Source organism: Armatimonadota bacterium (genome assembly GCA_022563855.1).
In the GTDB taxonomy this organism is placed as follows: Bacteria; Armatimonadota; Fimbriimonadia; order Fimbriimonadales; family Fimbriimonadaceae; genus JADFMN01.
Map to the genome: position 1 here is coordinate 310449 of JADFMN010000004.1, position 22998 is coordinate 333446.

A 22998-nucleotide genomic window follows, 5' to 3' on the forward strand; every position below is an offset into this window, starting at 1 on the left:
GGCTTCTAGGTCGATCCAGTCTGGTCCGTCAAGGTCCGCAGTTCTGTCTCGGCCCAAGCCAGGATTTCGGCAGAACCGGCTGTTTCGTCAAAGCTCTTTGTTTCGCCCCATGCAGCTTTGGTGAGACAGAGCGATATCCGAGGGCGGAACGAACCGTACGGGAGAATTCGATTCGTCCTTTGGAGCCCGCAACAGATAACCGGACTCCCAGCCTTGCGAACGACAAGAGCGGCCCCGCGCTGTAGAGCTTGCAGCTCTCCGCTCTGGCTCAGTTCGCCTTCGGGAAAGATGCAGACCGCCTCGCCGAGCTTGAGCAGTTCGATCGCGTGGCGCAGCGCAGCTCGATCCGGCTCGCCCCGCTTGACCGGAAACGTGCGGAACCAGCGAATCAACGGGCCCAGCAGCTTGATCTCGAACAGCTCGCTCTTGGCCATGAAGTGAATCGTCCTGCGGCACGCCAGTTGCACCAGGATCGGGTCGATGTCGGAGATGTGGTTTGAGAGGATCAGCACGCCTCCCTTGCGAGGCACGCGCCGCGATCCGCGAACGATCGGCGGTCCTAGCACAAGGAATATCAAAGCCGTGAAGAGACGGAGGAACGGAAGGGCAAGCCTGAGAGCGAGGCTATGCTTCAACTCGCGTTGCCAGCTCCTTGAGCGCCTCCGAAAAGGCGACGTGTTCCAGGTCCAGCACCCTCTCCGCAAGCGTTTCCACCGTGTCGTCATCGAGTACCGGGCAGCGCTTTTGCAAGATGATCTCGCCTTCGTCGTATCGGTCGTTCACCAGGTGCACGGTGCAGCCGCTCTCCGTTTCGCCAGCCGCGAGCACTGCCTCGTGCACGCGCCGCCCGTACATGCCCTTGCCTCCATACTTCGGCAGCAGCGCGGGGTGGATGTTGAGAACGCGCCCTTCGTAGCGCTGCACGATGTCCGGCGGTAGCAGGAACATATATCCGGCGAGGCAAATGATGTCGACGCCTGCGGATGACAGAGCCTGCGAAAGCTGCTCGTCGTGCGCCTCCCCCTTTGCAATGACGGTCACTGGGACGCCTAAGCTGGTGGCGCGAATGGCCGCCGGCGTAGCAGCCTTCGGCGATACGACCAGCACGGCCTCTGCCGACACGTCGCCGCTTATGCACGACGCGATCAGGCTCGCCATGTTCGTGCCGCGCCCCTTGGTTCCTACCAAGATTGCGACGCGAGGCTGGCGACCGTTGGACACGGACGGGTTTTACCCGGCGAGGCAAGGCCGCGCAGGTGAAGAACCGCGCATCCAGCTCATCGCAGAATCTTCCAAACGGCTTGATCGAACTCGACCGTGAACGGCCAGTTCACGATCGGGCGATCCACGAAAAACCCAACCCTCGTCCGCATTTGGCCTGTCCCTGGATCAATGTATCGGGCAGTGTTGCTCCAGATGTTCGCCTCGACGTACAAGTCGCTGCGCGACGAGTCGCCGTCGCTGACCGTGTCCCACGTATTGGTCGAATAGTTGAATATGCGCACGCGCTGTCGCATCACGGACGAAGACCGGGCCTCGAGCTCAAACCTGAGCGCACCTGGATTGAGCTCAGCTGCGTTTGCTCTAATTGGAGTCGTCGTGAACTCAACCCAAACAGCCGGCTCGCTGGCCAACGCCGTCGGCCCAGCCTGGATTGCAAGACGCAGATCGTCGCTCAAGTTCAGGTCCGACAGCCCGCCGTTCCCCTGGCTGCCTCGCAGGATCGTGTAAGAGGTCGTCAACACCGGCCGGCCGATCGTGACCATCACCTGCATCAAGCCATTGACGACCCCGACCGGATTGATCGATAACTCGGTGTAGAGGTCGTTCCAAGTTTGGCCGGATCGCAGATTGGCGTTGCGCATCTCGTTGTCGCCCGGAGTCATGTCCGCGTTGTACGAGCGGGCGCCCGTCGTGAAGTCGTAGTGCAGCAACAATCCATCGTAGCTCTGACCGCTGAAGTAGTTGACCTCCTTATCGAATCCAATTGGCTGTCTCCACTCTGCAAAGATGTATTCGCTGCGGCCTCGTGCGGGGCCAAAGCCCCGATGGATGCGCAGCACCTTGGGGACGTTGGACGCGATTGCGTACGGGTCGATTTCGTATAGGCCAGAGCGCGTCACGTTCACAACGTTCTCCTCCTCGAACCAACCGAGCCGGTACTTGTGCATGGCGCTGAAGTGGCCTGGCCGCCAGCTTCCGCCTAGCGAGCAAAACCTGTCGCCGTATGCGGTGACGGTGCGTTCGCATCCGCCGCAGTCGAACGGGCCGAGCGATCTGCCGGCGTTCCACCTGATCGCTTCTGAATGGTGCCTGCCAAAGTTGTGCCCGACCTCGTGAGCGGTCACGAATATGGGTCGTCGTTTGTTGTGCAGCGTTTCATTGAAGTACTCGGACCTGGTCCAAGAGGTCGTTGTCGTCCAAGGGCCGTTGCTTGTCTGATACGTTGTAAACCCCAACGTGCCGAGCCCACCCCAGCCGCAACCGCCAGCACCCGGCACCAAGATGTACAGCCGGTTGTACTGCGTCAAATCAGTCAGGTCATCGAGCGCCCGGATCGCCAGGGTTCTCCAGTAGCCAGCGTTGCACGAGCGGTTTACAGGGAGCGTAATCCAACCGAACACGTCGCCGGTAGCCCAAGTCTTGCCGTACGAGTTCTCCTGCCACCACTCATCAGCGGAGTAGGTCGGGCCGAACATCCGGTTCTCAACCTCTTGGACGGTGACGTTCTCAGTCAAGTCGTCCAGAAAATTAATCAGCACTACGACGATGCGTTGCTCGCCGCTTGACTGATGGCTGGTCGGTACCAGAAAGGTATCGATGACTGAATCGACGAAGATGGTGTCTCCCTTCGCCTTTCCGCTGAGGGTGACCCTAGCGCCAGGCTCGGGAATGATGTGATCGGGCTCGAAGATGACCGTGTACTCCCGCCCCTTGGCGGTCCTGAGGGTGTATGTCGTCTCGGATCTGCCTTCGTCGAAGAAGTCTGCCACTCGTCCGTTGAACTGTCCGCTAAAGTTGCGTGAGCCGTTTGCAGGATCGTTGTTGGCGAACGTCGCGGCGAACACGGCGATCAAACCGATGACCGATGCAACGAGTAACAAGCGGGCGTATAGGTGCTTCATTTCAGCTTCGACCTCGTCAGCCATGCTACCCGGCATCACTGAGTAGAGTGCCCAGCACTATTGCTTGGCGGAGCCACTCCTGCGGATCTGGTCGCAGGGACAGGCCGTCGCGCGGATCGAATTCTTGAGCCAGCGGGAGGAGAGCTTGGCGGGAACGTGTGGGAATCGAACCCACCCAGCGCCCGAAGACGCCACAACGGTTTTGAAGACCGCGGAGCACACCAGCACTCATTCGCTCCCGAGCAATTCGTCCCTTATTACCCGGTTTCGTGCACTACACTCTCTGTCGGTGGCCTTTAGGACTGACGAAATGAAATTTGAAGTGAAATGGATCGGCGACACGGCGTTTCGGGCAGATCCGCCCAGCGGGGTTAGTTTCGTGATGGATAGCCACGCAGAGTTTGGCGGATCGGGCAGCGGACCGTCACCTATCGAGACGCTGCTCAGCTCAGCGGCGGCCTGCTCGGGCATCGACGTGCTTTCGATACTGAAAAAGAAGAGACAGCCAGTGGATAGCTACACGATTGAAGTGAGCTGGGAGCGCGGTCCTCACGGCGAATGGCCGAGGCCGATCACGTCGGTGCATCTCAAGCACATAGTCCGAGGGAGCGGGCTATCCCGAGAAGCTGTCGAGCGAGCGGTTCAACTCAGCGACGAAAAGTACTGCAGCGTCGTTGCAACCCTGCGGATAGCGACGAAGGTGACCTCGAACTACGAGATCGAGCCTTAGCGACCTGGGATCAGACCGCCCAGCCTAAACCCGAATCGTTGGAAGATGAACAGGATATTCGCGAGCGAATTGACCTGGCCAAAGTTCAGGTTGTTGCTGTCGGGCACCCACACGAAGTCGCCCGGCTGTAGCAGAATGTTCTGCGCGTAATCGCCTTCGTTCATGTACTTGACCAAGTCCGCCTCGATCTCGATGACCTGCCCTGGTCGACCGGGCAGTTGCCGGAACACCTTCACTGCGCTGAGCTTGGAACGAAACTCGATCTGTCCTCGCCCCAAAGCGATCGCGTCCATCAAGGTCATCGGCTCTCTGTAGGGGTACGCGCCGGGCGCTACCACTCTGCCTAGGACGAGAATGCGATTCTTCGTCTCCGTCGGCACGAGTAGCTCGTCACCGTCCCTCACTTCGTAGTTCTGAGACATGTCGCCACGCGTGAGCATGGCGTACAGGTCGATCGGGATGAGCTCTCGGCTTCCCTTGCGCCTGAGTGTCGCGCGCCGCAAGTCGGATGTGTTGTTGGCAAGTTCGCCGCCACCTTGGGTGAAAAGGGTGATGATGGTGTCGCCCGGGCGCATTGTATACGTTCCGGTAATACGGACAGCGCCGGAGATTGACGCGCGAATAGTGCGGTACTGCTCGATAGATACGGAAACGATCGGATCGCGAAGGCCCAGCCTTTCCATGTACGCTTCGGCTAAATCAGCCTCAAGCTCTGCGGTTGTCTTCCCCTCGGCCCGAATCGTTCCAACGAACGGGGCACTGACGTTGCCGTCGCGACCAATTGGCAGAACGGCGGTGATATCCTGTTCGTTATAGACCTGAATTCGGATGACGTCCTCAGGTTGCAGGCGGTAGGTTCCTTCCTGGGCGAAGAGCGTTGATGCGAGCAGCGCAAGCAACACGCAAACGAGCGTTCTCTTAGACATCATTTTTGGACTCACATCAAGCATCCTTGCCGACTCGGCACCATTATACTCGCGTCGGCCTCACGAACTGGCTCGCTTCCCCTCGACTACGACGGTGAACTCGCCTTTGCGCGGAACCACATCCTCGTCCGGCACAGCGGGAAGGGTGCTTCGCCAAACCTGCTCGTGCCTCTTCGTCAATTCTCGGCAGATTGCGTACCGCCGATCACCCAAAGCCTCAAAGCAAGCTGCAAGAAGCTTGCCGATCCGGTGCGGGGATTCAAAAGCGACGAGCGTCAGCGTTGAATCTGAGAACGGCAGCAGGGTCGAGCGCATCGGGCCCGGCTTGCGTGGGAGGTATCCAAGGAAGGCGAACCTCTGCGCGTAGAAGCCGCTCAGGCTCAGCGCGAGCGTCGCCGCGCTGGGACCGGGCACCCCACAGACGCTCAGGCCTCGATTGAGGGCCGCGTCAATGAGTTCGGATCCTGGATCGCTCACGACGGGCGTGCCTGCGTCAGTTATCAGCGCTATCGACGACCCCGCCGCGACGACTGCGACCAGTTCGTCGATCCGATCTCTGGTTGAGTGATCGTTGAGGACCTTCATCGGTCGCTTCACCCCTAGGTGCGCCTGGAGCTTGCCGCTCACCCTCGTGTCTTCGACGATCCACGTCTCGGCCGCAGACAGCTCTTCGGCGGCGCGCGGTGAGAGGTCGCCTAGATTACCGATCGGGGTCGCGACGACCACTAGTCGGCCGCATGAGTCCGGCAATTAGCCTCCCTCGTCAGCGTCTGTCTCTTCAGACTCGTCGGAGTCGTCGTCTTCGTCGCCGGTGCTCGTCTCGTCCGTCTCGTCGCCGTCTTCGGGCTCCGCGAGTTCGGCCAGCTCCTTGTCAACCGCCTCCTGCTCGAGCCGATCCGCCTCCTGCTCTTCTCGGACCGCGTCCAAATCGTCCTCGTAAGCCTTCAGCACCTTCAAAGCCGAGATCACGTCATCTTCGCCGATCGCATCGGCACCGCGCAACGCCGACAGCTTGGCTCTAATCGTGTCGTAGAACGACTCGTGAATCGGGTTGTACGCATCGAGCATCCGTGCGGCTGAGATAAGAGCTTTGCCAGTCGCCGATACGTCTCCGACCGTTTCGTAGAGGTCGATCAGGGCGAAGTACAGAGTGAAGCTGGTGGAGTACGTCAACATGGCGTCAACGATCTCTGCGCGCTCCCCTGCGGCTTCAGCCTTGCCTTCGGCGTCCAGCGAGCGGTACCACTGCGTGTGCGCGTAGTAACGGGCGTAGATCAGCGGTTCTAGGTCGTAATCTGGATCGTCTTCCAGGCCCAAGCTTTGGCTGTACGCCTCGTAGTACTTCGCTATCCTGGCGTCGTCATCCTCAAGGCTTTCGTCTTCCCGGATCAAGTACAAGTTGTAGGCGAACTCGTAACCCTTGTCGACCCATTCCAGGACGATGTTCTCCTGTGCCTCAGTGATCGCTGCATCGGCCAGTTCAGCCCCCTTCGATAGCTTGTACTGATCGATGTACGGCTTGCTGTTCTGTTCGAAGTCCTCCGGAATATTAGGTTCGATCGCACGAAGCTTGTAGACGCCAACGATGCCGAAGTCGGTGCCTTTGGCTACTTCGCCTGGCTTGAGATCAAGCAGATCTGCCAGGTCTGGCGAAATCTCAAGCAGTCGTCGGCTTTTCCGGACTGGTTCGCCAGTTGGCGAATCCACGTACTGTGCCTGCATCTCGGCAAAGTCTGCGCCGTCGTTGAGCTTTTCTAGTATTTCGTCTGCCAGCGTCTCCCGTTCCACAAACGACAGTTCCGGGTCGTTCATGGGTATGACGTCCAGAACGAACTCGTCGTAAGCCGCCCTGAGTTCCTCCTCGGTTACGATGACCTCGAGCGCGAAGCTGCCGGTGACAGCTTCGACCAAGAATTGGAAGATAAAGCGTTGGCGCGTCAGCGGGTCGTCGAGCAGATTCTGAGCGATCTCCATCCTTCGTTTTCGATACTCCGTTGCCGTGATGCCATTAGCTGCAAGAAACGCTTCTTGGAACTCTTGATTCGTCGCGCCAACGAACAGAGTGCCGTTCGCCTCCAGTCTCAGCCTCAGTTGGAGTATCTCGCTATCGACTTGGTTACCTTCGAGCTGCATTGCTTGTGCGTCCGACAAGACTATGCCGCGCTGGCTGGCCATGCCTTCTAACACCGCGCGACCCATCAGCTCACGGAGCGCATCATAGTAGTTTCTCAGCTCGTTCACTGGGTCGGAAATCCCGAAGAAAGCCGTCTGTTGGCGAATGACGCCGAGAGTGGCCTGTAGCTGGCTGAGGCGGATCGGCGTACCGTTCACGGTGACGATGACCGGAGACGCGAACTCAGGGCCGTCGCCTTGGTTCCTGTTGGCGAAGAAGCCGCCGATCGCGGTGCTCAGCAAGCCGACAGTGACCACTACGCCGATGATGATCAGAACGACCATACAGCTCTTTTTTTCAAATGAGGATCGAATTTTCGAAATCGACAACCGAACGTGCTCCTGTACCCGAATCTAACCTAACGATTATGGCATGGGTTCCCTGAGGGTCCAAGGCCAACGGGGCTTGACAGGTAGACAGAATACGGTTATAATCACCCTTGGTAAGCGCAATTCAGTCTTGCAACAGGAGTAGATTTTTGGCTAAAGGACTTACGAAGCGACAAGAGACGATCTTGCAGTTCATTTTGGACTACATTCAAGACATCGGATATCCGCCGTCGATCCGGGAGATCGGCGACCATTTCAGCATCGGGTCGCTGCGAGGCGTCACGGTTCACCTGGACGCGCTCAAGCGCAAGGGGTATATCGAGCGGTCGAACAAGCCGAGGTCGATTCGCGTCGTCCACCCAGCGTATCAGCGCGGTCAACAGGTCAAGATGCTGCCCTTGGTGGGCCAGATCGCTGCCGGCGAGCCGATCTTGGCGACGGAGCACGTCGAGGATCTCTTGCCGGTGCCCAGCGCGATGGTCAAGAACATTCAGGGCGCGTACATCTTGCGCGTTCGGGGGGACTCGATGTCCGGCGAAGGCATCAATCCGCGAGACCTCGTCGTGATTAAGCCGCAGGAGACCGCGAATCACGGCGATATCGTCGCGATCATGATCGACGATGAGGCGACAGTCAAGAGGATTCACTACGTTCAAGGCGGAATCCGACTCATGCCGAGCAACCCGTCTTACGAGCCGATCGAGCTGAGCGCCGACGACAACCCGAAAATCCTCGGCAAGGTGGTCGGCCTGCTGCGGGACTACGAGGGGATGGCGTTCTAGGGGCCGCTGAGGAACTCTATCGAATGGTCGAACGTTAGGGGGGTTCCTCGCCGTTGCTCCTGTCGCACGATGCCGATGTCCCGCGCAAACCAAGTCATGAGTTGGAGCGGTTCGCCGGCGATGTCGATGTCCAGCGTCGTCTTGATCGTCTCGTGCCGCGTGCCGCCGACGTCCAGGGTCTCCTCCGAAACAGTGAGGGTTGCCCGGGCGCTGTACTCTTCTCCGTTCGTGATCGCCGTACCGGCCCACGAAGTCGATTCGCTTGCGTATATCGGGATCGGAGGCTGAAACCTGGTGCCTGCCATCTGTGCCGCGATCAGTTCCGAGCCTTGCCAAGCTAGATGGCTCTCTCCCATCAAGCTTGAAAGCTCCCAGCCGTACACGGGTCCGACCGCGACTTTGCGGCTCACCCTGACCTCTGCGACGACCTCCTCGTACGTCGAATTGTAAGCGTACGTCCAGGTGTTGCCCTGTTCGAGCGGCATCATGCGAGAGTGGGACTGCGAGCAGCCGATCAGAAGAAACGCGAACGCCGCCGGGCCGATCTTCACACCGCCTCCAGCTTTGCATGGCTCTGCGCCAGCTTCTTCACCCCGACGGCGCCGGGGAATGCGACAGTCACCTCGGCGTCCGCCTGCAAGGGGTTGCAAGCGACCACAACGCCGACGCCGAACTTCCTGTGCGAGACCTTCTGGCCGACTTGGAATGGCGGCTGCCAACTCGGCGCTTGAGTTTCCGATTCCTCATCGAACTGCTCATCTTCGGCTTCCACGGTGCTGTATCCGCCGCTCCGCTCTTGGTGCACGCTGCGGATGGCGCTCGTCGGCCTCTGCGAAGCCCCGGGCAGCGGCTCGGTGAGCGATGACGGGATGTCCACGAGGAACCGTGACCGCGGGTTGAAGTTGGCCTGGCCGAACTGCGTGCGTCGTTGCGCGTGGATCATGTGCAGCTCCTCCCTCGCTCGCGTCATTCCAACGTAGCAGAGCCGTCGCTCTTCATCGATGCCGCCGTCGTCGCCGAGCGATCGCGAGTGCGGAAAAATCCCCTCTTCCATCCCGATCATGAACACGCACGGGAACTCAAGCCCCTTCGCCGAGTGGATCGTTATGAGAGTCACCGCTTCACCAGTTACAGTGAGGCTGTCGACGTCGGAGATCAAGGCGATGGTCTCTAGGAATCCGCCGAGCGACGGCTCATCCTCGCGCTCATCGTACTGCTGAGTTACCGTGATCAGCTCTTGTAGGTTCTCGAGTCGGCTCTGCGCTTCATCGGTGCGCTCGGACCGCAGGGCATCCAAATAGCCGCTCGAGCGGAGCAGCGACTTGAGCACGGGTGTGACCGGCCCCTCGACGATCATCGGTTGAACGTCCTGAATCGCTTTCGCCAGCGTCTGGGCGCCCATGCGGGTCCTGTTCGGGATTTCTGCTAGCCAGACAGGGTCGATCAAGGCTTGCCAAAGCGAGCTGCTGCTGTCCGCCGTGCGTCGATCCAGCTTGGAAATCGCTCCTGCGCCGATCGCGCGAGTCGGCACGTTGATGACCCGCCGCAGCGCGCCGTCGTCCAATTGGTTCAGCGCCAGCCGCAAGTAAGAAGTCATGTCCTTGATCTCCTTGCGCTCGTAGAACCTCTGCCCCCCTACCAGCACGTGAGGGATCCGCATCGTGAGAAACGACTCCTCGAGCACTCGGCTCTGGGCGTTGGTTCGGTACAGCACCGCAAAGTCCCCGTACTTGCGCTCGCCAGTCCGCACGGCTTTCATCAGCGTGTCGGCTACCAACATCGCTTCGTCCTGCTCGGTGCCCGCCTCAGAAACGGTGATCGCCGCACCAGCGCCGTTCTCGGTCCACAACTTCTTTTCGGCGCGCCCGCGGTTGTGGCGGATGACTTCGTGCGCCGCCTCAAGGATTTTGGACGTGGATCGGTAGTTCTGCGTCAACGTGACCACCTTGGCGCCGGGGTGATCGGTAGAGAACCTGAACATGAGCGACACGTCCGCGCCGCGCCAGCCGTAGATCGACTGATCGTCGTCGCCGACGATCGTGATGTTGTTGTGCTTTCCGCTGAGCAGCTGGATCAACCGGTACTGGGCGAAGTTCACGTCCTGGTACTCGTCGACGAGAACGTGCAGGAACCGCTCCTCGTACTTCCTTCGCACCTGCTCGGACTGTTCGAGCAGTCGGACGGCCTTAACGATGATGTCGTCGAAGTCGAGCGCGTTGGCAGCCTGCAGCGCCGCAGTGTAGTCCGGGTAGATGCTCGCGACTATTTTCTCGAAGAACCCGGCTGTGCGACTGGCGTACTCGCGGTGATCCCGCAAGACGTCCTTGGCTCGCCCGATTTCAGAAAGCACGGCGCGCGGGGCGATCGCCTTTTCGTCCAGGCCCTTCTTCTTGATGATTCCCTTGATGAGCGAGATCTGATCCGCGTCGTCGTAGATCACAAAGTTCCTGTTCAGGCCGATCGCCTCGCCGTCGACGCGCAGCATCCTCGACGCGATGGAGTGAAACGTGCCCCCCCAAACCTGGTTGGCCTCAGGTCCGACGAGTTCGACCGTCCGGTCTTTCAACTCGTTGGCGGCCTTGTTCGTAAACGTCACCGCGAGGATTCTGTGAGCCGGTACTCCGCTCTCGATCTGATGGGCGATCCTGCTGGTGATGACCCGCGTCTTGCCCGAGCCCGCGCCTGCGAACACCATCAATGGCCCATCCCGGTGCAGCACCGCCTCGCGCTGTTCGGGGTTCAGTTCGCTCAGGGTGGAGGGGGCGCTCATCGGTGATCTCTCTGTTCGCTGGCCTCCCCGCCCAGTCAAACGGAACGGCTGAGTGGTTCAAGACGGCAGCCGAACTCAAAAAGTAGCCGGTAGGGATCGCGGCGAACAGTCTCCAGAGTGTAACATGGGGGGAGCATCCAGCGTCGGTACTTGTAGAACGGCGCGGGGCAGGTATCTGACTCTGCCCAGCCAGATGGTGAGATTAATGAGCAAATTTTTCGGCGTAGTATTAGGATTGGCTTTGGCCGGGTCGGTCTTGGCCCAGGGCACGTTCACGATTCGCAGGCCGGTAGACGGCGCGACGGTTCGCGAGGACGTCGCCGTCAGAATCCCCAAGGACTCTATTAAAGAGGGCGCCTACATCGGCGTCTTGATCAACGGCAAATTCATCGAGGCGGTGCTTCCGCCGATCGAGGGTGACGACTACGTCTACCGCTTGAAGTCCAAGGAGCGCGGGATTCCCGACGGGGACATGGAGATCGAGATCGTCCTTTTCATGGACTTTGCCGATCGCGCCGAGATCGTTGAGCGGTCATCGGTTCACGTGACCCTGGACAACTACACCTCCATCAAAGTTCCCGAAGACGGCTTCAAGCTCAGGTACAAATTCGTTCAGGGGAAGGAGATGGTCTACCGCCACACCATTACTCAGAGCGTTGGATTGCTCAGCCAGGCGATGGCGCAATCTGGCAGCAGGCTTGGTGTCTTCCCTCAGGAGACTGAAGAGTTCAGCATGATCTACGTTCCGGACATCGTAGAGGACATGGGGGACCACTATGAAGCTGTCCTTCGCATGCAAGCCCTGCCGGACAAAGGCAGCAACTACGTGTGGCTGACTCCGCTGGGTCACACAGAGTCCACGAAGTATTACGACTTCGAGATGCACCCGGTGTACATGCGGATCAGCGACGTCGGACGAGAGGTTTTCGGCGCGGCGCCGCCTTACTTTGCGATGGAGGGAACCGCTGGCGAAAGCCGCCGCCTCGACCTGTACGCGGTGGTTCCGCTCCCCGTGTTGCCGAGCAAGACTGTGCTGCCTGGCGATTCCTGGACGGCACCGTATCTATTCAGCGCATTAGACTTGGAACGGCTCGCCGAGATCGACACCGTCACGACAGCTCTTACGGCTAGAGGCGAGTTGGTCGGGGTCGAGTGGCAGAACGGAATCCAGTGTGCGAAGGTTCGCATCACGATTACGGCTGGCAGCAGGGAGATCGCATCAGTCCGGAATCTCAACCAGCAGCCTGGCGAGGCTCAGTCTCTAACGCTGGAGAACGTTTATTGGTTCGCATTGGAGGGCGGGTTCATCGTTCGCGCTGAGTCGACGATGACGCAAGAAATGATCATAACTGTCGGCTCTGCTGTCGGTGGCGGCGGAGCGGGCGGGGGCGGCGGTCGACCGGGCGTCGGTGCGGACAGCGGTGGTGGTGGTCGCCCTGGCGTCGGTAGTGCTGGTGGCGGATCCGGCCGGACGGCATCTGCCGACGAATGGATGAATCCAGGCAGCTGGCGCTACGATCCGGGTATGGACAGCAGTGGCAACTGGCGATTTTTCCGCCGACAAGGTAGCAACAGTGCCGATGAAGGTGCTGGAATTGGCCAAAGAGGCAGCGGCGGCGGTCTAGCTCCTGGCGGTCGGACCGGAGGCGGAAGCGGTGCCGTAACCAAGCAAGTGCTACGAATCACGATGCAGGTCGTCACCGAATTGGAGCGGTAGATTCGCGGCCTATTTCAGCGACTAACACGCAACTCCCCGGGGCAACCCGAGGAGTTGCGCGCTACGTTAATTGAGCACCTGAACGAACTTCGCGTTCGGCTGTTCCGCGTCATTCTGCTGCTGGCCGGTGGCATGGTCGCCGGCTGGTTCTTCTACCTCCCCGTATTCAACGTGTTGGAAGACATAGTGCGGGCGAACATTCCGGAAGGCGTCGAATACGACCCGATCTTCATCAATCTGACGGCGCCGTTCATGCTCAGGCTGAAGATGGCGTTCTACATCGGCCTGTTCTTCACCCTGCCGTTCACGGTCCTCCAGCTCTGGGGGTTCGTCTCGCCCGGCTTGCGGGGGCACGAGAAGAAGCCGATCAAGGTCGTGGCTCCGGTCAGCATCGTTCTGTTCTTCATCGGCGCTGGAATGTGCTGGTTCGTCCTGCCTGCGACGATTACCTGGTTCGTAACGTTCGTCCAGGCCTTCCCCGACACGAAGCTCATGCCGGAGGCCGGCATGATGGTCTTCCTGATGATCAAGATGATGCTCAGCTTCGGCATCGGATTCCAGATGCCGATCGTCGTGTACTTCCTCGCCAAGTTCGAGATCGTCACGCCCAAGGCGATGCTGAAGTACTGGCGGCAGGCGATCGTCGTAATATTCCTTGCGGGCGCGATCATTACGCCGTCCGCCGATCCGTTCACGCTGTTCGCCTTGTCGCTGCCCCTCGTCGGGCTGTTCTTCGGCTCGGTATGGTTCGCGCAATGGACGATAAAGAAGAACCGCAACGACGACGACGAGCTTGACAACCTCGACTAGAGATGGCTGCTGCACGGGCGATTGATCGGTATTTCTCGCGAGAAGACGTCCGAGGTACGGTCTCCGAGACCATTTTGATCCCCGAGCAGAAAGCCGTATTCGGCGTGCCCGAGGCCGAGCTGCACACACACATCACCGGGATGCTCGGCCAGCTTGGCATCGAGAGGCTTTTCGCCCATCAGGCGCAGGCTCTGGACGCGGCCCTAGCTGGCAAAAACGTCGCGGTCGTGACCGGCACGAACAGCGGCAAAACGATGTGCTACAACCTGCCGGTCGTTCATACGTGCCTCACGGAGCCGCTCGCGACCGCGCTGTACATCTATCCTACGAAAGCGCTGGCCCAGGATCAGCTCGGCAAGTTTGAGATGCTCGCCGAGGGCACCGATCTCCGCGCCGCCGTGTACGACGGCGACACCCCGCGCCCCCAGCGCCGGGCGATCCGCAAGAGCGCGCACGTCGTTCTCACCAACCCCGACATGCTGCACATCGGCATCGTGCCTGGGCACGAGAGCTGGCGGCGTTTCCTCAAGCGCCTCCGCTTCATCGTGATCGACGAGATGCACACGTACCGAGGCGTGTTCGGGTCGCACGTCGCCGGCGTGTTGCGGCGGTTGCTCCGGATCTGCGAGTTCTACGGCGCGTCGCCAACGGTGATCGCCTGCAGCGCGACGGTCGCCAACCCGCTGGACCTGTTCGAAGCGCTGACCGGCCGCGAGGCGGAGCTGATCGACCAGGACGGAGCGCAGAAAGGAGAGCGGTCGATTGTGCTGGTTCTGCCGCCGGACCCGGGCGAGGCTCAGCGCTACAGCCCGAACTTTGAGACCGCGCGACTGTTGGCAGAGCTCGTGGCCGAAGGAGTCCGCGTCATGGCGTTCTGCAAGTCCAGGGTTGCGACGGAGCTGGTCGTGCGCTACGCGCGCGAAGCACTCTCGGAAGCAGGTGAAGACCCGGCTGGCATAGAGTCGTATCGCGGCGGCTACACCGCAGAAGAGCGACGGGAGATCGAGCAACAGCTGTTCGAGGGGCGCATCAGCGGCATCGTATCGACGAACGCGATGGAGCTGGGCGTAGACGTTGGCGGCCTGGACGCCGTGCTGCTGAACGGCTATCCGGGGAACCGCGCCAGCTTTTGGCAGCAGGTCGGCCGGGCTGGTCGCTCGACGCGGCCCGGCGCGGCGGTGATGTTCGCGCACGAAGACCCGCTGGAGCAGTATCTGGCGCGGAACCCCGAGGCGTTGACAGGCGACCCGGTCGAAGGGGTGTCGCTCAACCCCGAGAACCGGTTCGTGCTCGCTGCGCAGATCGGGTGCGCGGCGTATGAAAGGCCGCTTTCGCTCTCAGACCTCGATGCGTTCGGACGGTCGGCGCAACGGATCGCCGACGAAATGGCGAGCGCGGACGAGCTGCAGTTCAGCGCGGAGCGTTACTTCCTGCCGTCGTACGACAACCCGGCGGCCAAGGTCAACATCCGCGGATCGGGAGACCAGAAGGTCGAGCTGCGCCTTGAGGGCCAGGCGATAACCGAGATGGAGCTTTGGAGGGCGCTGCAGTACGCGCACGAGGGAGCGGTCTACATGCACCGTGCTGAGACGTTTCTCGTCACGTCGCTGGATCTTCAGCAGGGTGTCGCCGAGCTCGAACGAGCCGAGCCCGATTACTTTACGCGGCCGGTCGTGCAAGCGCTTATCGAGCCGATTCTGGATCTTCAGCGGGACGATCTGCCGGGGTGCGAGCGCGTACTGTCAGGGCTGAAAGTGACGACGATCGTGTCCGGCTTCCGGTCGATCTCGCGTGACGGTTGGCACGTCGTCGGCGAGCAGCCGCTCAAGCTGCCGCCGCAGACGATCGAGACGATCGGGATTCTCGTCGAGCTGCCGGGTTCGGCCGGTGACGACGCGGTTCCGGCCGTACACGGCGTCGAGCACGCGCTGATTACGACCGCGCCGCTGATCGCGGGGTGCGACACTCGGGACCTCGGCAGCGCGTGGTACGCCATCGCGCCGGACACGCTGGCGCCGAGGGTCGCGGTGTTCGATCAGGTCGCCGGCAGCACGGGCCTATGCGAGCAGTTGCTGAAACGCTGGAGCGACTGGCTCGCGGCCTCGCTCAGCCTGCTCGAAACCTGCGACTGCGAAGACGGCTGCCCGCGATGCCTGTTCACCTCAAGGTGTGAGATCTCGAACAACGCGCTTAGCAAGCCGCTGGCCGTGCGGCTTCTGCGCTCGATGCAGAAACGCTAGCCCCCGCCGAGATGCTCTTTGTAGAACGCGATCGTCTTGCGCCAGGCATCGCTCGCCGCTTCCTCGTTGTACCGGGCGCTGCTCGGGTTCGCGAACGCGTGGTCGGCGTCGTAGCTCTCCACTGTCAGCTGCTTGCCCGCAGCCTTCATAGCTGACTTGAAGCTAGCCACGACGCTGGCGTTGATCCACGCGTCCTTGGTCGGCCAGATCATGAGCACCGGCGCTTGCAGCCGCTTGAGCGAGCTTGCGCGGGTGTCCGGCATCCCGTAGTAGACGACGCATGCGTCGACGTCCTCTCCTCCCGCGATCGCGGTCTTGTGCGACCAGCCGCCGCCGAAGCAGTACCCGACGGTGCCGACCGCAGACGCCTCGTAAAGCTCGCCATGCTTGACCGCCTTGACCGCGCCAGCGACGACCGCTTGGGCCTGGTCCTCCTTAACGCCGTTCATGTACTGGTTCGCCTCTCCGCCGTCGGTGGCTACCTTGCCCCGGTACAGATCGATCGCCAGCACGCCGTAGCCGGTCTCGGCGCTGAGCTTCTCGGCGGTCTCCTTGATGTGGTCGTTCAGCCCCCACCATTCGTGCACCATGATGATGCAGGCCTTGTCCTCACCACTTGGTTTGACCCAAAATCCGCTCGCCTTCGATCCGTCAGTCGCCGAATACGACACCATGACGCCGTCCGTCGGCTGCCAGCCCGTGGGCTCCTTGAGCGGGTGCATCGTTGCGAACAGCGGATCCTTGGCGAACGACGCGAAGTCGCAGCACGCGGCTTGCGGCGGATTCTGCAAAGTGGCGAGTAGTAAAACGGTAGTCAGCATCAATGCTCCAAACGGCACGAGGTGTGCCCGGGTTCCATTACGATACCAAAGGTAAAGTTTGAATTCCCATGATCATTGTGATGCAAGTTGGGGCGACGCAGGCACAGATTGACGCTGTGTCGAAGGCGATCGAAGACCTGGGGTTCGAGCCCCTCGTCATGCCCGGCGAGGATCGGGTCGCCATCGGCATACCGGCCTCGCTGGCCTCGGATCAGCGTTCGTCGGTTGAGTCTGTTGTCTCCCGCCTCGACGGCGTCAGCAAGATCACGCAGACGAGCAGGCCGTTCAAGCTGGCGTCGCTCGAGTGGCACCGCGAGAGGACGACCGTCACCGTATCGGGAGTGGATATCGGGCCGGGGAACTTCGTCATCATCGGCGGTCCGTGCTCGGTCGAGAGCTACGAGCAGTACCGCGCCTCGGCAGACGCGGTGAAGGCGGCCGGCGCAAAAATCCTTCGCGGCGGCGCTTTCAAACCCCGCACGTCGCCGTACTCGTTCCAGGGCTTGCAAGAGGAGGGGCTGAAGATCATCAAGCAGGTCGGCGACGAGACCGGGCTGGTCACGATCAGCGAGGTGATGACCGCAGACATGGTCGGCAAGGTCTCCGAGTTCGTCGACATCCTGCAGATCGGCGCTCGGTCCATGCAGAACTTCCCGCTGCTGATCGAGGCCGGCAAGAGCGGCAAGCCGGTGTTCATCAAGCGCGGCCCGTCGGCGACAATCGACGAGTTTCTTCTTGCGGCTGAGTACGTGCTGAACGAGGGGAACGAGGACGTGATCCTGTGCGAGCGCGGGATCATTCCGCACGACCGCGCCTACACGCGCAACACGCTGGACTTGGCTGCCGTGCCGGTGCTGTTGTCGCAGTCGCATCTCCCGATCATCGTCGACCCGTCTCACGGCACAGGGGTCGCCAAGTTCGTCGCGCCGATGTCGAAGGCCGCGATGGTTGCCGGCGCGCACGGCGTGATGATCGAGATGCACCCGAACCCCAGCGCCGCGCTCTCCGACGGCTCGCAGGCGCTTGAGATCAGCGAGTTCAAGGAGCTGGCCGCAGAGCTGAGACGGCTTTCCGAATACGCTGGCGTAAAGATGTAGCTATGGGTCTGGCTCCCAGACAACGCGAGTGTCGGCGTAGGCGATCACCCTTCCACCGTCAATGCGAACGTATCCCATAACGGTCCCAGCAACGTCCTTGATGTCGGCCATGATTTCACCGTTGCCGAGGTATTGAAATCCGTCCAGCCCCTCCAAGTTTGGAAAGTATTGAGCCACTGCTGCCTGAAACTCGCTGGCATATGGCATGCGGTCGTTGTTGTCGCTCGCGAACATCACCACTGCTGTCATCGCCCGCTTCGCCAAGCTCATCGCCTCAAATTGGCGGCGGGCTGCGAGGATAGCCTCAAGATCTGCAGCCGAGAGGCGGTTGAGCCTGCGGACAAACAGTGCGTTGCTCTGGCGATACGCTACGTAATTCGCAGAAGGGCTGATTTCGGCGTCCTTTGCGCCGACTGCGACGAACGTTTGCGACATTCCACCGGTCAAATCGCTGACGAGCCAAGTGGCGCTGGCGAACACGGCCTGGTCCTCGCGCTGGACGTCGATCGGAAGCTGTTCGATCCTCATATCTTCGTGCCGATTCGTCTGCTGATAGACTGCGACGGACCCGTCGTGCTCGACCAGCGTCATCGTCCTGGGATCGATCTCGAGAACTATCTGGCGACGACCGCCGGTAGAGGATAGTCGCTGTGCGGCGATCAACGCGCGGGTGCCGTCAGCCGACCAGAAAATCTTGCCTGGTGGCACCATGTTCTCGTCGTAGTCCAGGCGCCCTGTCACTCTTCCCGCTGCGTCGAGAGCCTCGAATGAGACCGTGAACGCCCATGGCGTCGTTGCGCCCCTGCGCCCGCGTATGTTGGCCAGCAGGGCGTACGGTACCGTCGGCGAGCCGGATGCGTTGAAGAAAGCGCCGTCTGCATCTGTTCGCTTGACGCGCCGAATTGAAGCCGAAGAAGCGTTGACGAACCATAGGTGCATCGTTGTCGAGGAATCGTAGAAAACGACCAATCCCGTGCTTGTTCCGCCAAGCCAGGTGATCGTCGGTGCGGGACGGTCGCTGGCATCGGCGGGAAAGCGGGCGATCGTCTGCTTCCTCTTTCGCGACGAGTCCCACAGGACGAGTTCCCTCTTCTGCGGGCGTCCGGCCCGCAAGAGTGCGACCTCATCGACTGGCTCGCCCTGGATCGCCAAGATGTAGCGCCCGTTTGGAGAGATCGAGTACTGCTCGATCTCGGGCTCCAAGGCGATTTCGGGATCGGACAGTACGAACGCCCTGGTCGTTGTTCTGAGAACCGCCAAGTTTGCCAAGCCCAGGCTTTGAACCGCCGGATCGCCGACTGCAATCGCTGTCGAGAGAATAGCGAGAGCAAGCATGATTTCAGTATATACGACTCTTTTGCTCACGAAGCTTTGGCAACGTTCACCCCTCGCGAACGTCTATCAGTACGTATGATCGCGATGGTTTTGATGTCGGCGGCTACGCTTGGACAGCAGCAGGATCCGGCGTTCGCGCTGCGGTGGATGCCGAAGGTCGGGGAGAAGCAGGTCTTCGAGATATTCCTGTCGATCGAGGCGCCTGATTCACCCGCGCTGGTCGTCGAGGCGGCCATGGAGAGCGAGGTCATCAAGGTGTCGCCAAAGGAGTACGCAGTGCGCACCAGATCGCTGGGCGCGCTGTTCGGCAGCGGCGGGCAACAGACTCGGGACGACCGACCGAACACGCGGGAGATAAGGTTTACGAACCTCGGAGAGCTGATCGAGATCGCTTCCGGCAACAAGGCCGTCGCGTCGTATCAACAGGCGATGCTGACCCGCTTCATCAGCCCTGAGAACCCGCCGCGAATCCGGGAGGGGTGGGTCGTCGAGCGCAAGAAGGACAACCCCAAGGGGCTGGCGCAGAACCGAATCGAGTACAAGCTGTTGGGGATCGAGCAGGGCGGCGCGAAGGTGAGTTTCTCCTTTCGAGAGATCGGCCCGTCTTCTCCGCAGAGCGCCGAGGGGCACTGGTGGGTGGACGTCGCCACCGGCCAGCCGAACAGAATGGAGTGCACGGTGAAGAACTTTCTCGGGGTCGCCGGAAGCACCGCGACGATCAAGATGACTCGTCGAGTATCTGGTTGAGCAGCCACACGGCGCACTGCAGCTTGCTGACCTTGCCGGACGACACCGGCTGCTTCCCAGGTCGCAGCAGCGTTAGCTCGTTCGAGTCCGAGTCGAAACCGACATCGCCGCGTCCGACGTTGTTGACCGCGATCGCGCTCACCCCTTTCTTATCGAGCTTCTCCCCGGCAGCGCGGAGGTCGCCGTCTGGCTCGGCAGCGAACGCGACGACGATGCCGTTCGTCTCGCTAGCCAGCTTGGTGATGATATCGGGCGTCGGTTCCAGATCCAAATGCAATCCACTTTGACCGCTTCTGATCTTGCCTGCCTGGGGCGAAGATGCGCGGTAGTCCGAGACAGCGGCAACGCCGACGATCAGGTCGGCGTCCCTGGCCAAGGGGAGCGCAGCCGCGAGCATCTCCTCCGCAGTTCTGACGTTGATGACCTTGGCCCGGCTCGGCAACGGCTCGCGCTGTGGGCCGGCGACGACCGTCACGTCCGCTCCCATCATCAGCGCGGCCTTGGCGAGCGCCGCGCCCATCTTTCCCGTCGACCGGTTCGTCAGCATGCGAACGTCGTCGATCGGCTCCTCGGTCGGGCCGCTCGTGATCAGGACTTTCTTGCCCGCAAGCGCCTCGGACATCTGGCACACCAGTACCGTCGCAGCAACGATCGATTCCACCGAGGCGAGCTTGCCCTGCCCGCTTTCGCCGCACGCGACGTCGCCCTCGGCCGGCTCGACTACCAACGCTGCCCGAGCGCGCAAGAGTTGCAGCGACGCGGCGGTCGCGGGATGGGCCAACATCGTGGGGTTCATCGCGGGCGCGACGACGATCGGCCCCTCGAACGCGAGGGCGAGCGATGTCAGCATATCGTCGGCGTAGCCATTGGCGAGCTTGTTGATCGTGTTGGCGGTCGCGGGGGCGATCAGCAGCGCGCTGGCCTGCCGAGCCCAGTCGATGTGCGCCATGCGGCCTTTGTCCGGCTCTTCAAAAGTGTCCACGAGACAAGGCTCGCCGGTGAGCGCCTCGAAAAGCTCGGCGGTGACGAACCTCTGCGCGGAGTCCGTTAGGCAGGTGCGAACTGTGAACCCGCGCCGCATCAGCTCCCGCGCGATGTCGCAGGCTCGGTACGCCGCGACGCTTCCAGACACCCCGAGAACGATCGTCTTCATTCGGCCAAGATCTCCTGCAGTTCTCTAACGGTCTTGGCAAGATCGTCGTTCACGACACGGTGCTGGTACAGGCCAGCGCATTCGATCTCTTTCTTCGCTGTTTCAAGGCGATGATTGATCGTAGCCTCATCCTCCGATGCGCGCTCGCGGATTCTTCGCTCCAGCTCTGCCTCGCTGGGGGGCATTATGAACACGGTCACGGCCTCAGGGCAGAGCCTCATGACTTCGAGCGCGCCCTGCACGTCGATCTTCAAGATCGCGACGCGGCCCTGCTCCAGAAGCTGCTCGGTGTCGGCCTTCGGCGACGCGTACATGTGGCCGTGCACCTTTTTCGACTCCCAGAAACGGCCAAGCCCCGCAAGCTCGGCGAACTTTCCTGGGGTGACGAAGTTGTAGTCGACTCCGTCTGTTTCGCCGTCCCTCGGCGCCCGCGTCGTGTACGTGACGACGCGCGTGACGCGCAGGTTGGCTGCGATCCACGCGTCGATCACGGCGTCCTTTCCCACGCCGCTGGGTCCGCTCAAAATGACGAGTTTGCCGCTCATTTGTACAAGAGGTCGATCAGTTTTTGCGCCAGTCGAGCCGGCTCGTGGCGCACGAAGTCGGTCTCGTTCATGAAGTCGCCGATGATCGGGCGATACCCCATCGCGCTCACGCGGTCGACGTCCGCCTCGACGACCTCCTGCCCGGAGGCGCGGTACCGCTCGATCGTGTCCGCGTGCGGCGTAGCGGTGTTCATGATGACGAAGTCGCAGACGCGCTGGTCGATGTTGGCGTCGAGCGCGACGAGGTGCTCCGCGGCCGTGAAGGCGTCGCTCTCGCCGTGCTGCGTCATGACGTTGCAAATGTAGGCCTTGATCGCCGGGGAGTCGTGCACGGCCTCGGCGATTCCCGGCACCAGCAGGTTCGGGATGACGCTCGTGAACACGCTTCCTGGGCCGATGCAGATCAGGTCGGCATTGCGGATCGCCTCCAGCGCATCGGGGTGCGGCATCACCTTTTCCGGCTCCAGGAAGATTCGGCGAATCCGCTGGCTGGACTCGACGATCGCGGTCTCTCCCGTGATCTCAGAGTCATCGGCCATGATCGCACGCAGTCGAACTTTGTCGCGCGTAGAGGGGATGACGCGCCCTCGGATCGCCAGGACTTCGCTGGCCATCTGGAGCGCGGTGTCGACGTCTCCCGTCTGCTCGAAGAACCCGGCGATCAGCAGGTTCCCGATGGAGTGGCCGCTGAGCGGTCCGCTCGCCTGGGTGAAACGGTGCTGGAACAAGTCTGTCATCCGCCCTTCCGCATCGGCCAGCGCGACGAGACAGTTTCGGATGTCGCCGGGCGGGATGATCCCCATCTCGCTGACCAATCGGCCGCTGCTGCCCCCGTCGTCCGTGACGGTGACCACTGCCGTGATGTTCGACGTGTGGTGCTTGATTCCTCGCAGCAGCGTGCCGAGCCCTGTTCCGCCGCCTAGTGCGACGATCCGCGGCCCTCTCGCGAGCATCTGCTTCCGTCCGTACACGTCGAGGACTCCGCGCTTGGCCCGCGGGTCGAGCGCCTCGGCCATCTGCCGCACGAAGGCACGGATTCCCCAGAACGCGAGGTAGGTGCCGGCCAGCAGCAGCAAGAGCCCGAGAACGTGGTTGGCGAGGTCGGCCGCATCTTGCGAAGCGACCTGCGACAGCACGCCGTCCCACCTCTCGGCGAGCGATTCGAGCGCGGGCAGCAGCAGCGTTTGAAACGAGATGATGAACCCGAGGCCGAACAGGAGCGCGCCGACGATCGCGGCGAGCACGCATCGGTACAGCCCTGCCGTCGGAGCGAACAGCCTCCGCAGCCTGATTCGACTAGTCCTTCTCTTTGTCATCTGGAATGACGGTGCCAAGAATCGAGTTGATCACCGCTAGCAGAACCGCGCCGATCAGCGCCGGCACGAAGCCGTCGACCCTGAACCCAAGCTCCAGGCTACCCGCGGCCATCAGAACTCCGGCGTTGACGACGAGAGAAAACAGCCCGAGCGTCAAGCATGTGAGCGGGAGGGTCAGTATCCGCAGGACCGTGCCGAGCGTTGCGTTGATCAGCGCGAGCGCGGCCGCGCCGGCCATCAGGCGCAGTCCCTGGCCCACCGTCTCGATATCATCGACGTGGAACCCATCGACGAACGCGGACGTGACCCGAGCGGCCAAGAAGAGCGAAACAGTGAAGATGACCCAGCGCCAGAAAAGTCTACGAATTGCTATGCCTCGTTA

General features: G+C 61.4%; 21 protein-coding genes and 1 tRNA gene. 7 read left to right on the top strand and 15 right to left on the bottom strand.

What is annotated here, in order from left to right; genetic code table 11:
- Window positions 1-5: 5 nt before the first annotated feature.
- From IH944_07385 to IH944_07400, 4 genes are all read right to left on the bottom strand, one after another.
- A complete protein-coding gene (locus tag IH944_07385; GenBank protein MCH7904376.1) occupies window positions 6-635 on the bottom strand; it encodes a 1-acyl-sn-glycerol-3-phosphate acyltransferase in 630 nt (209 codons plus the stop codon).
- On the bottom strand, window positions 625-1221 hold the full coding sequence (purN, locus tag IH944_07390) for a phosphoribosylglycinamide formyltransferase (GenBank protein MCH7904377.1): 597 nt from the start codon (window positions 1219-1221) through the stop codon (window positions 625-627). Before purN ends, IH944_07385 begins: the two co-directional genes overlap by 11 nt.
- Window positions 1222-1277: 56 nt before the next feature.
- Entirely contained in the window at window positions 1278-3161 is a 1884-nt protein-coding gene (locus IH944_07395) for a hypothetical protein (GenBank protein ID MCH7904378.1), read from the bottom strand.
- A gap of 110 nt (window positions 3162-3271) precedes the next feature.
- Window positions 3272-3365: transfer RNA gene (locus tag IH944_07400), tRNA-Sec, on the bottom strand.
- A 70-nt stretch (window positions 3366-3435) separates the two neighbouring features.
- On the opposite strand from IH944_07400, the gene IH944_07405 reads away from it, so the two are divergent.
- Window positions 3436-3855, top strand: a complete 420-nt coding sequence (locus IH944_07405) for an OsmC family protein (protein MCH7904379.1) — start codon at window positions 3436-3438, stop codon at window positions 3853-3855.
- Here the strand turns inward: IH944_07405 and IH944_07410 are convergent.
- From IH944_07410 to IH944_07420, 3 genes are read right to left on the bottom strand one after another with little or no spacing between them, the layout of a single operon-like run.
- Entirely contained in the window at window positions 3852-4784 is a 933-nt protein-coding gene (locus IH944_07410) for a polysaccharide biosynthesis/export family protein (GenBank protein MCH7904380.1), read from the bottom strand. The genes IH944_07405 and IH944_07410 overlap by 4 nt on opposite strands.
- 57 nt (window positions 4785-4841) lie before the next feature.
- The gene (gene rsmI, locus IH944_07415) at window positions 4842-5531 is read right to left on the bottom strand and encodes a 16S rRNA (cytidine(1402)-2'-O)-methyltransferase (protein ID MCH7904381.1); all 690 of its coding nucleotides are present in this window, start codon (window positions 5529-5531) and stop codon (window positions 4842-4844) included.
- Window positions 5532-7238 carry a peptidyl-prolyl cis-trans isomerase gene (locus tag IH944_07420; GenBank protein MCH7904382.1) on the bottom strand — a complete coding sequence of 569 codons (1707 nt, stop codon included), beginning with the start codon at window positions 7236-7238 and terminating at the stop codon, window positions 5532-5534.
- A 194-nt stretch (window positions 7239-7432) separates the two neighbouring features.
- On the opposite strand from IH944_07420, the gene lexA reads away from it, so the two are divergent.
- The gene (gene lexA / locus IH944_07425; GenBank protein ID MCH7904383.1) at window positions 7433-8065 is read left to right on the top strand and encodes a transcriptional repressor LexA; all 633 of its coding nucleotides are present in this window, start codon (window positions 7433-7435) and stop codon (window positions 8063-8065) included.
- Here the strand turns inward: lexA and IH944_07430 are convergent.
- A complete protein-coding gene (locus IH944_07430) occupies window positions 8062-8616 on the bottom strand; it encodes a hypothetical protein (GenBank protein ID MCH7904384.1) in 555 nt (184 codons plus the stop codon). The genes lexA and IH944_07430 overlap by 4 nt on opposite strands.
- On the bottom strand, window positions 8613-10835 hold the full coding sequence (locus tag IH944_07435) for a UvrD-helicase domain-containing protein (protein ID MCH7904385.1): 2223 nt from the start codon (window positions 10833-10835) through the stop codon (window positions 8613-8615). Before IH944_07435 ends, IH944_07430 begins: the two co-directional genes overlap by 4 nt.
- A gap of 205 nt (window positions 10836-11040) precedes the next feature.
- Between IH944_07435 and IH944_07440 the strand changes: the two genes are divergently transcribed.
- Genes IH944_07440 through IH944_07450 form a run of 3 tightly spaced genes read left to right on the top strand, consistent with a single transcriptional unit; the run spans window position 11041 to window position 15602 of the window.
- The gene (locus tag IH944_07440) at window positions 11041-12552 is read left to right on the top strand and encodes a hypothetical protein (GenBank protein MCH7904386.1); all 1512 of its coding nucleotides are present in this window, start codon (window positions 11041-11043) and stop codon (window positions 12550-12552) included.
- Between the two features lie 54 nt (window positions 12553-12606).
- Entirely contained in the window at window positions 12607-13362 is a 756-nt protein-coding gene (gene tatC, locus IH944_07445; GenBank protein MCH7904387.1) for a twin-arginine translocase subunit TatC, read from the top strand.
- A gap of 2 nt (window positions 13363-13364) precedes the next feature.
- Window positions 13365-15602 carry a DEAD/DEAH box helicase gene (locus IH944_07450; protein ID MCH7904388.1) on the top strand — a complete coding sequence of 746 codons (2238 nt, stop codon included), beginning with the start codon at window positions 13365-13367 and terminating at the stop codon, window positions 15600-15602.
- Here IH944_07450 and IH944_07455 read toward each other — a convergent pair.
- On the bottom strand, window positions 15599-16423 hold the full coding sequence (locus tag IH944_07455) for a dienelactone hydrolase family protein (GenBank protein ID MCH7904389.1): 825 nt from the start codon (window positions 16421-16423) through the stop codon (window positions 15599-15601). The two genes, IH944_07450 and IH944_07455, sit on opposite strands and share 4 nt — an antisense overlap.
- A 68-nt stretch (window positions 16424-16491) precedes the next feature.
- Here IH944_07455 and aroF point away from each other — a divergent pair, with 68 nt between their 5' ends.
- The gene (aroF, locus tag IH944_07460) at window positions 16492-17520 is read left to right on the top strand and encodes a 3-deoxy-7-phosphoheptulonate synthase (protein MCH7904390.1); all 1029 of its coding nucleotides are present in this window, start codon (window positions 16492-16494) and stop codon (window positions 17518-17520) included.
- On the opposite strand, the gene IH944_07465 is transcribed toward aroF, so the two are convergent.
- Entirely contained in the window at window positions 17521-18855 is a 1335-nt protein-coding gene (locus IH944_07465; GenBank protein ID MCH7904391.1) for a hypothetical protein, read from the bottom strand.
- 93 nt (window positions 18856-18948) lie between these two features.
- Here IH944_07465 and IH944_07470 point away from each other — a divergent pair, with 93 nt between their 5' ends.
- Complete coding sequence (locus IH944_07470; GenBank protein MCH7904392.1) at window positions 18949-19602, top strand: hypothetical protein; 654 nt, start codon at window positions 18949-18951, stop codon at window positions 19600-19602.
- On the opposite strand, the gene coaBC is transcribed toward IH944_07470, so the two are convergent.
- Genes coaBC through IH944_07490 form a run of 4 tightly spaced genes read right to left on the bottom strand, consistent with a single transcriptional unit; the run spans window position 19574 to window position 22989 of the window.
- Window positions 19574-20755 (bottom strand): bifunctional phosphopantothenoylcysteine decarboxylase/phosphopantothenate--cysteine ligase CoaBC, encoded by a 1182-nt coding sequence (gene coaBC, locus IH944_07475; protein MCH7904393.1) that lies wholly within the window; start codon window positions 20753-20755, stop codon window positions 19574-19576. The genes IH944_07470 and coaBC overlap by 29 nt on opposite strands.
- A complete protein-coding gene (gene gmk, locus IH944_07480; GenBank protein ID MCH7904394.1) occupies window positions 20752-21300 on the bottom strand; it encodes a guanylate kinase in 549 nt (182 codons plus the stop codon). Before gmk ends, coaBC begins: the two co-directional genes overlap by 4 nt.
- Complete coding sequence (gene yvcK, locus IH944_07485) at window positions 21297-22616, bottom strand: uridine diphosphate-N-acetylglucosamine-binding protein YvcK (GenBank protein MCH7904395.1); 1320 nt, start codon at window positions 22614-22616, stop codon at window positions 21297-21299. The genes gmk and yvcK overlap by 4 nt, the downstream gene beginning before the upstream one ends.
- Complete coding sequence (locus tag IH944_07490; GenBank protein MCH7904396.1) at window positions 22597-22989, bottom strand: phage holin family protein; 393 nt, start codon at window positions 22987-22989, stop codon at window positions 22597-22599. The genes yvcK and IH944_07490 overlap by 20 nt, the downstream gene beginning before the upstream one ends.
- Between the last annotated feature and the right edge of the window lie 9 nt (window positions 22990-22998).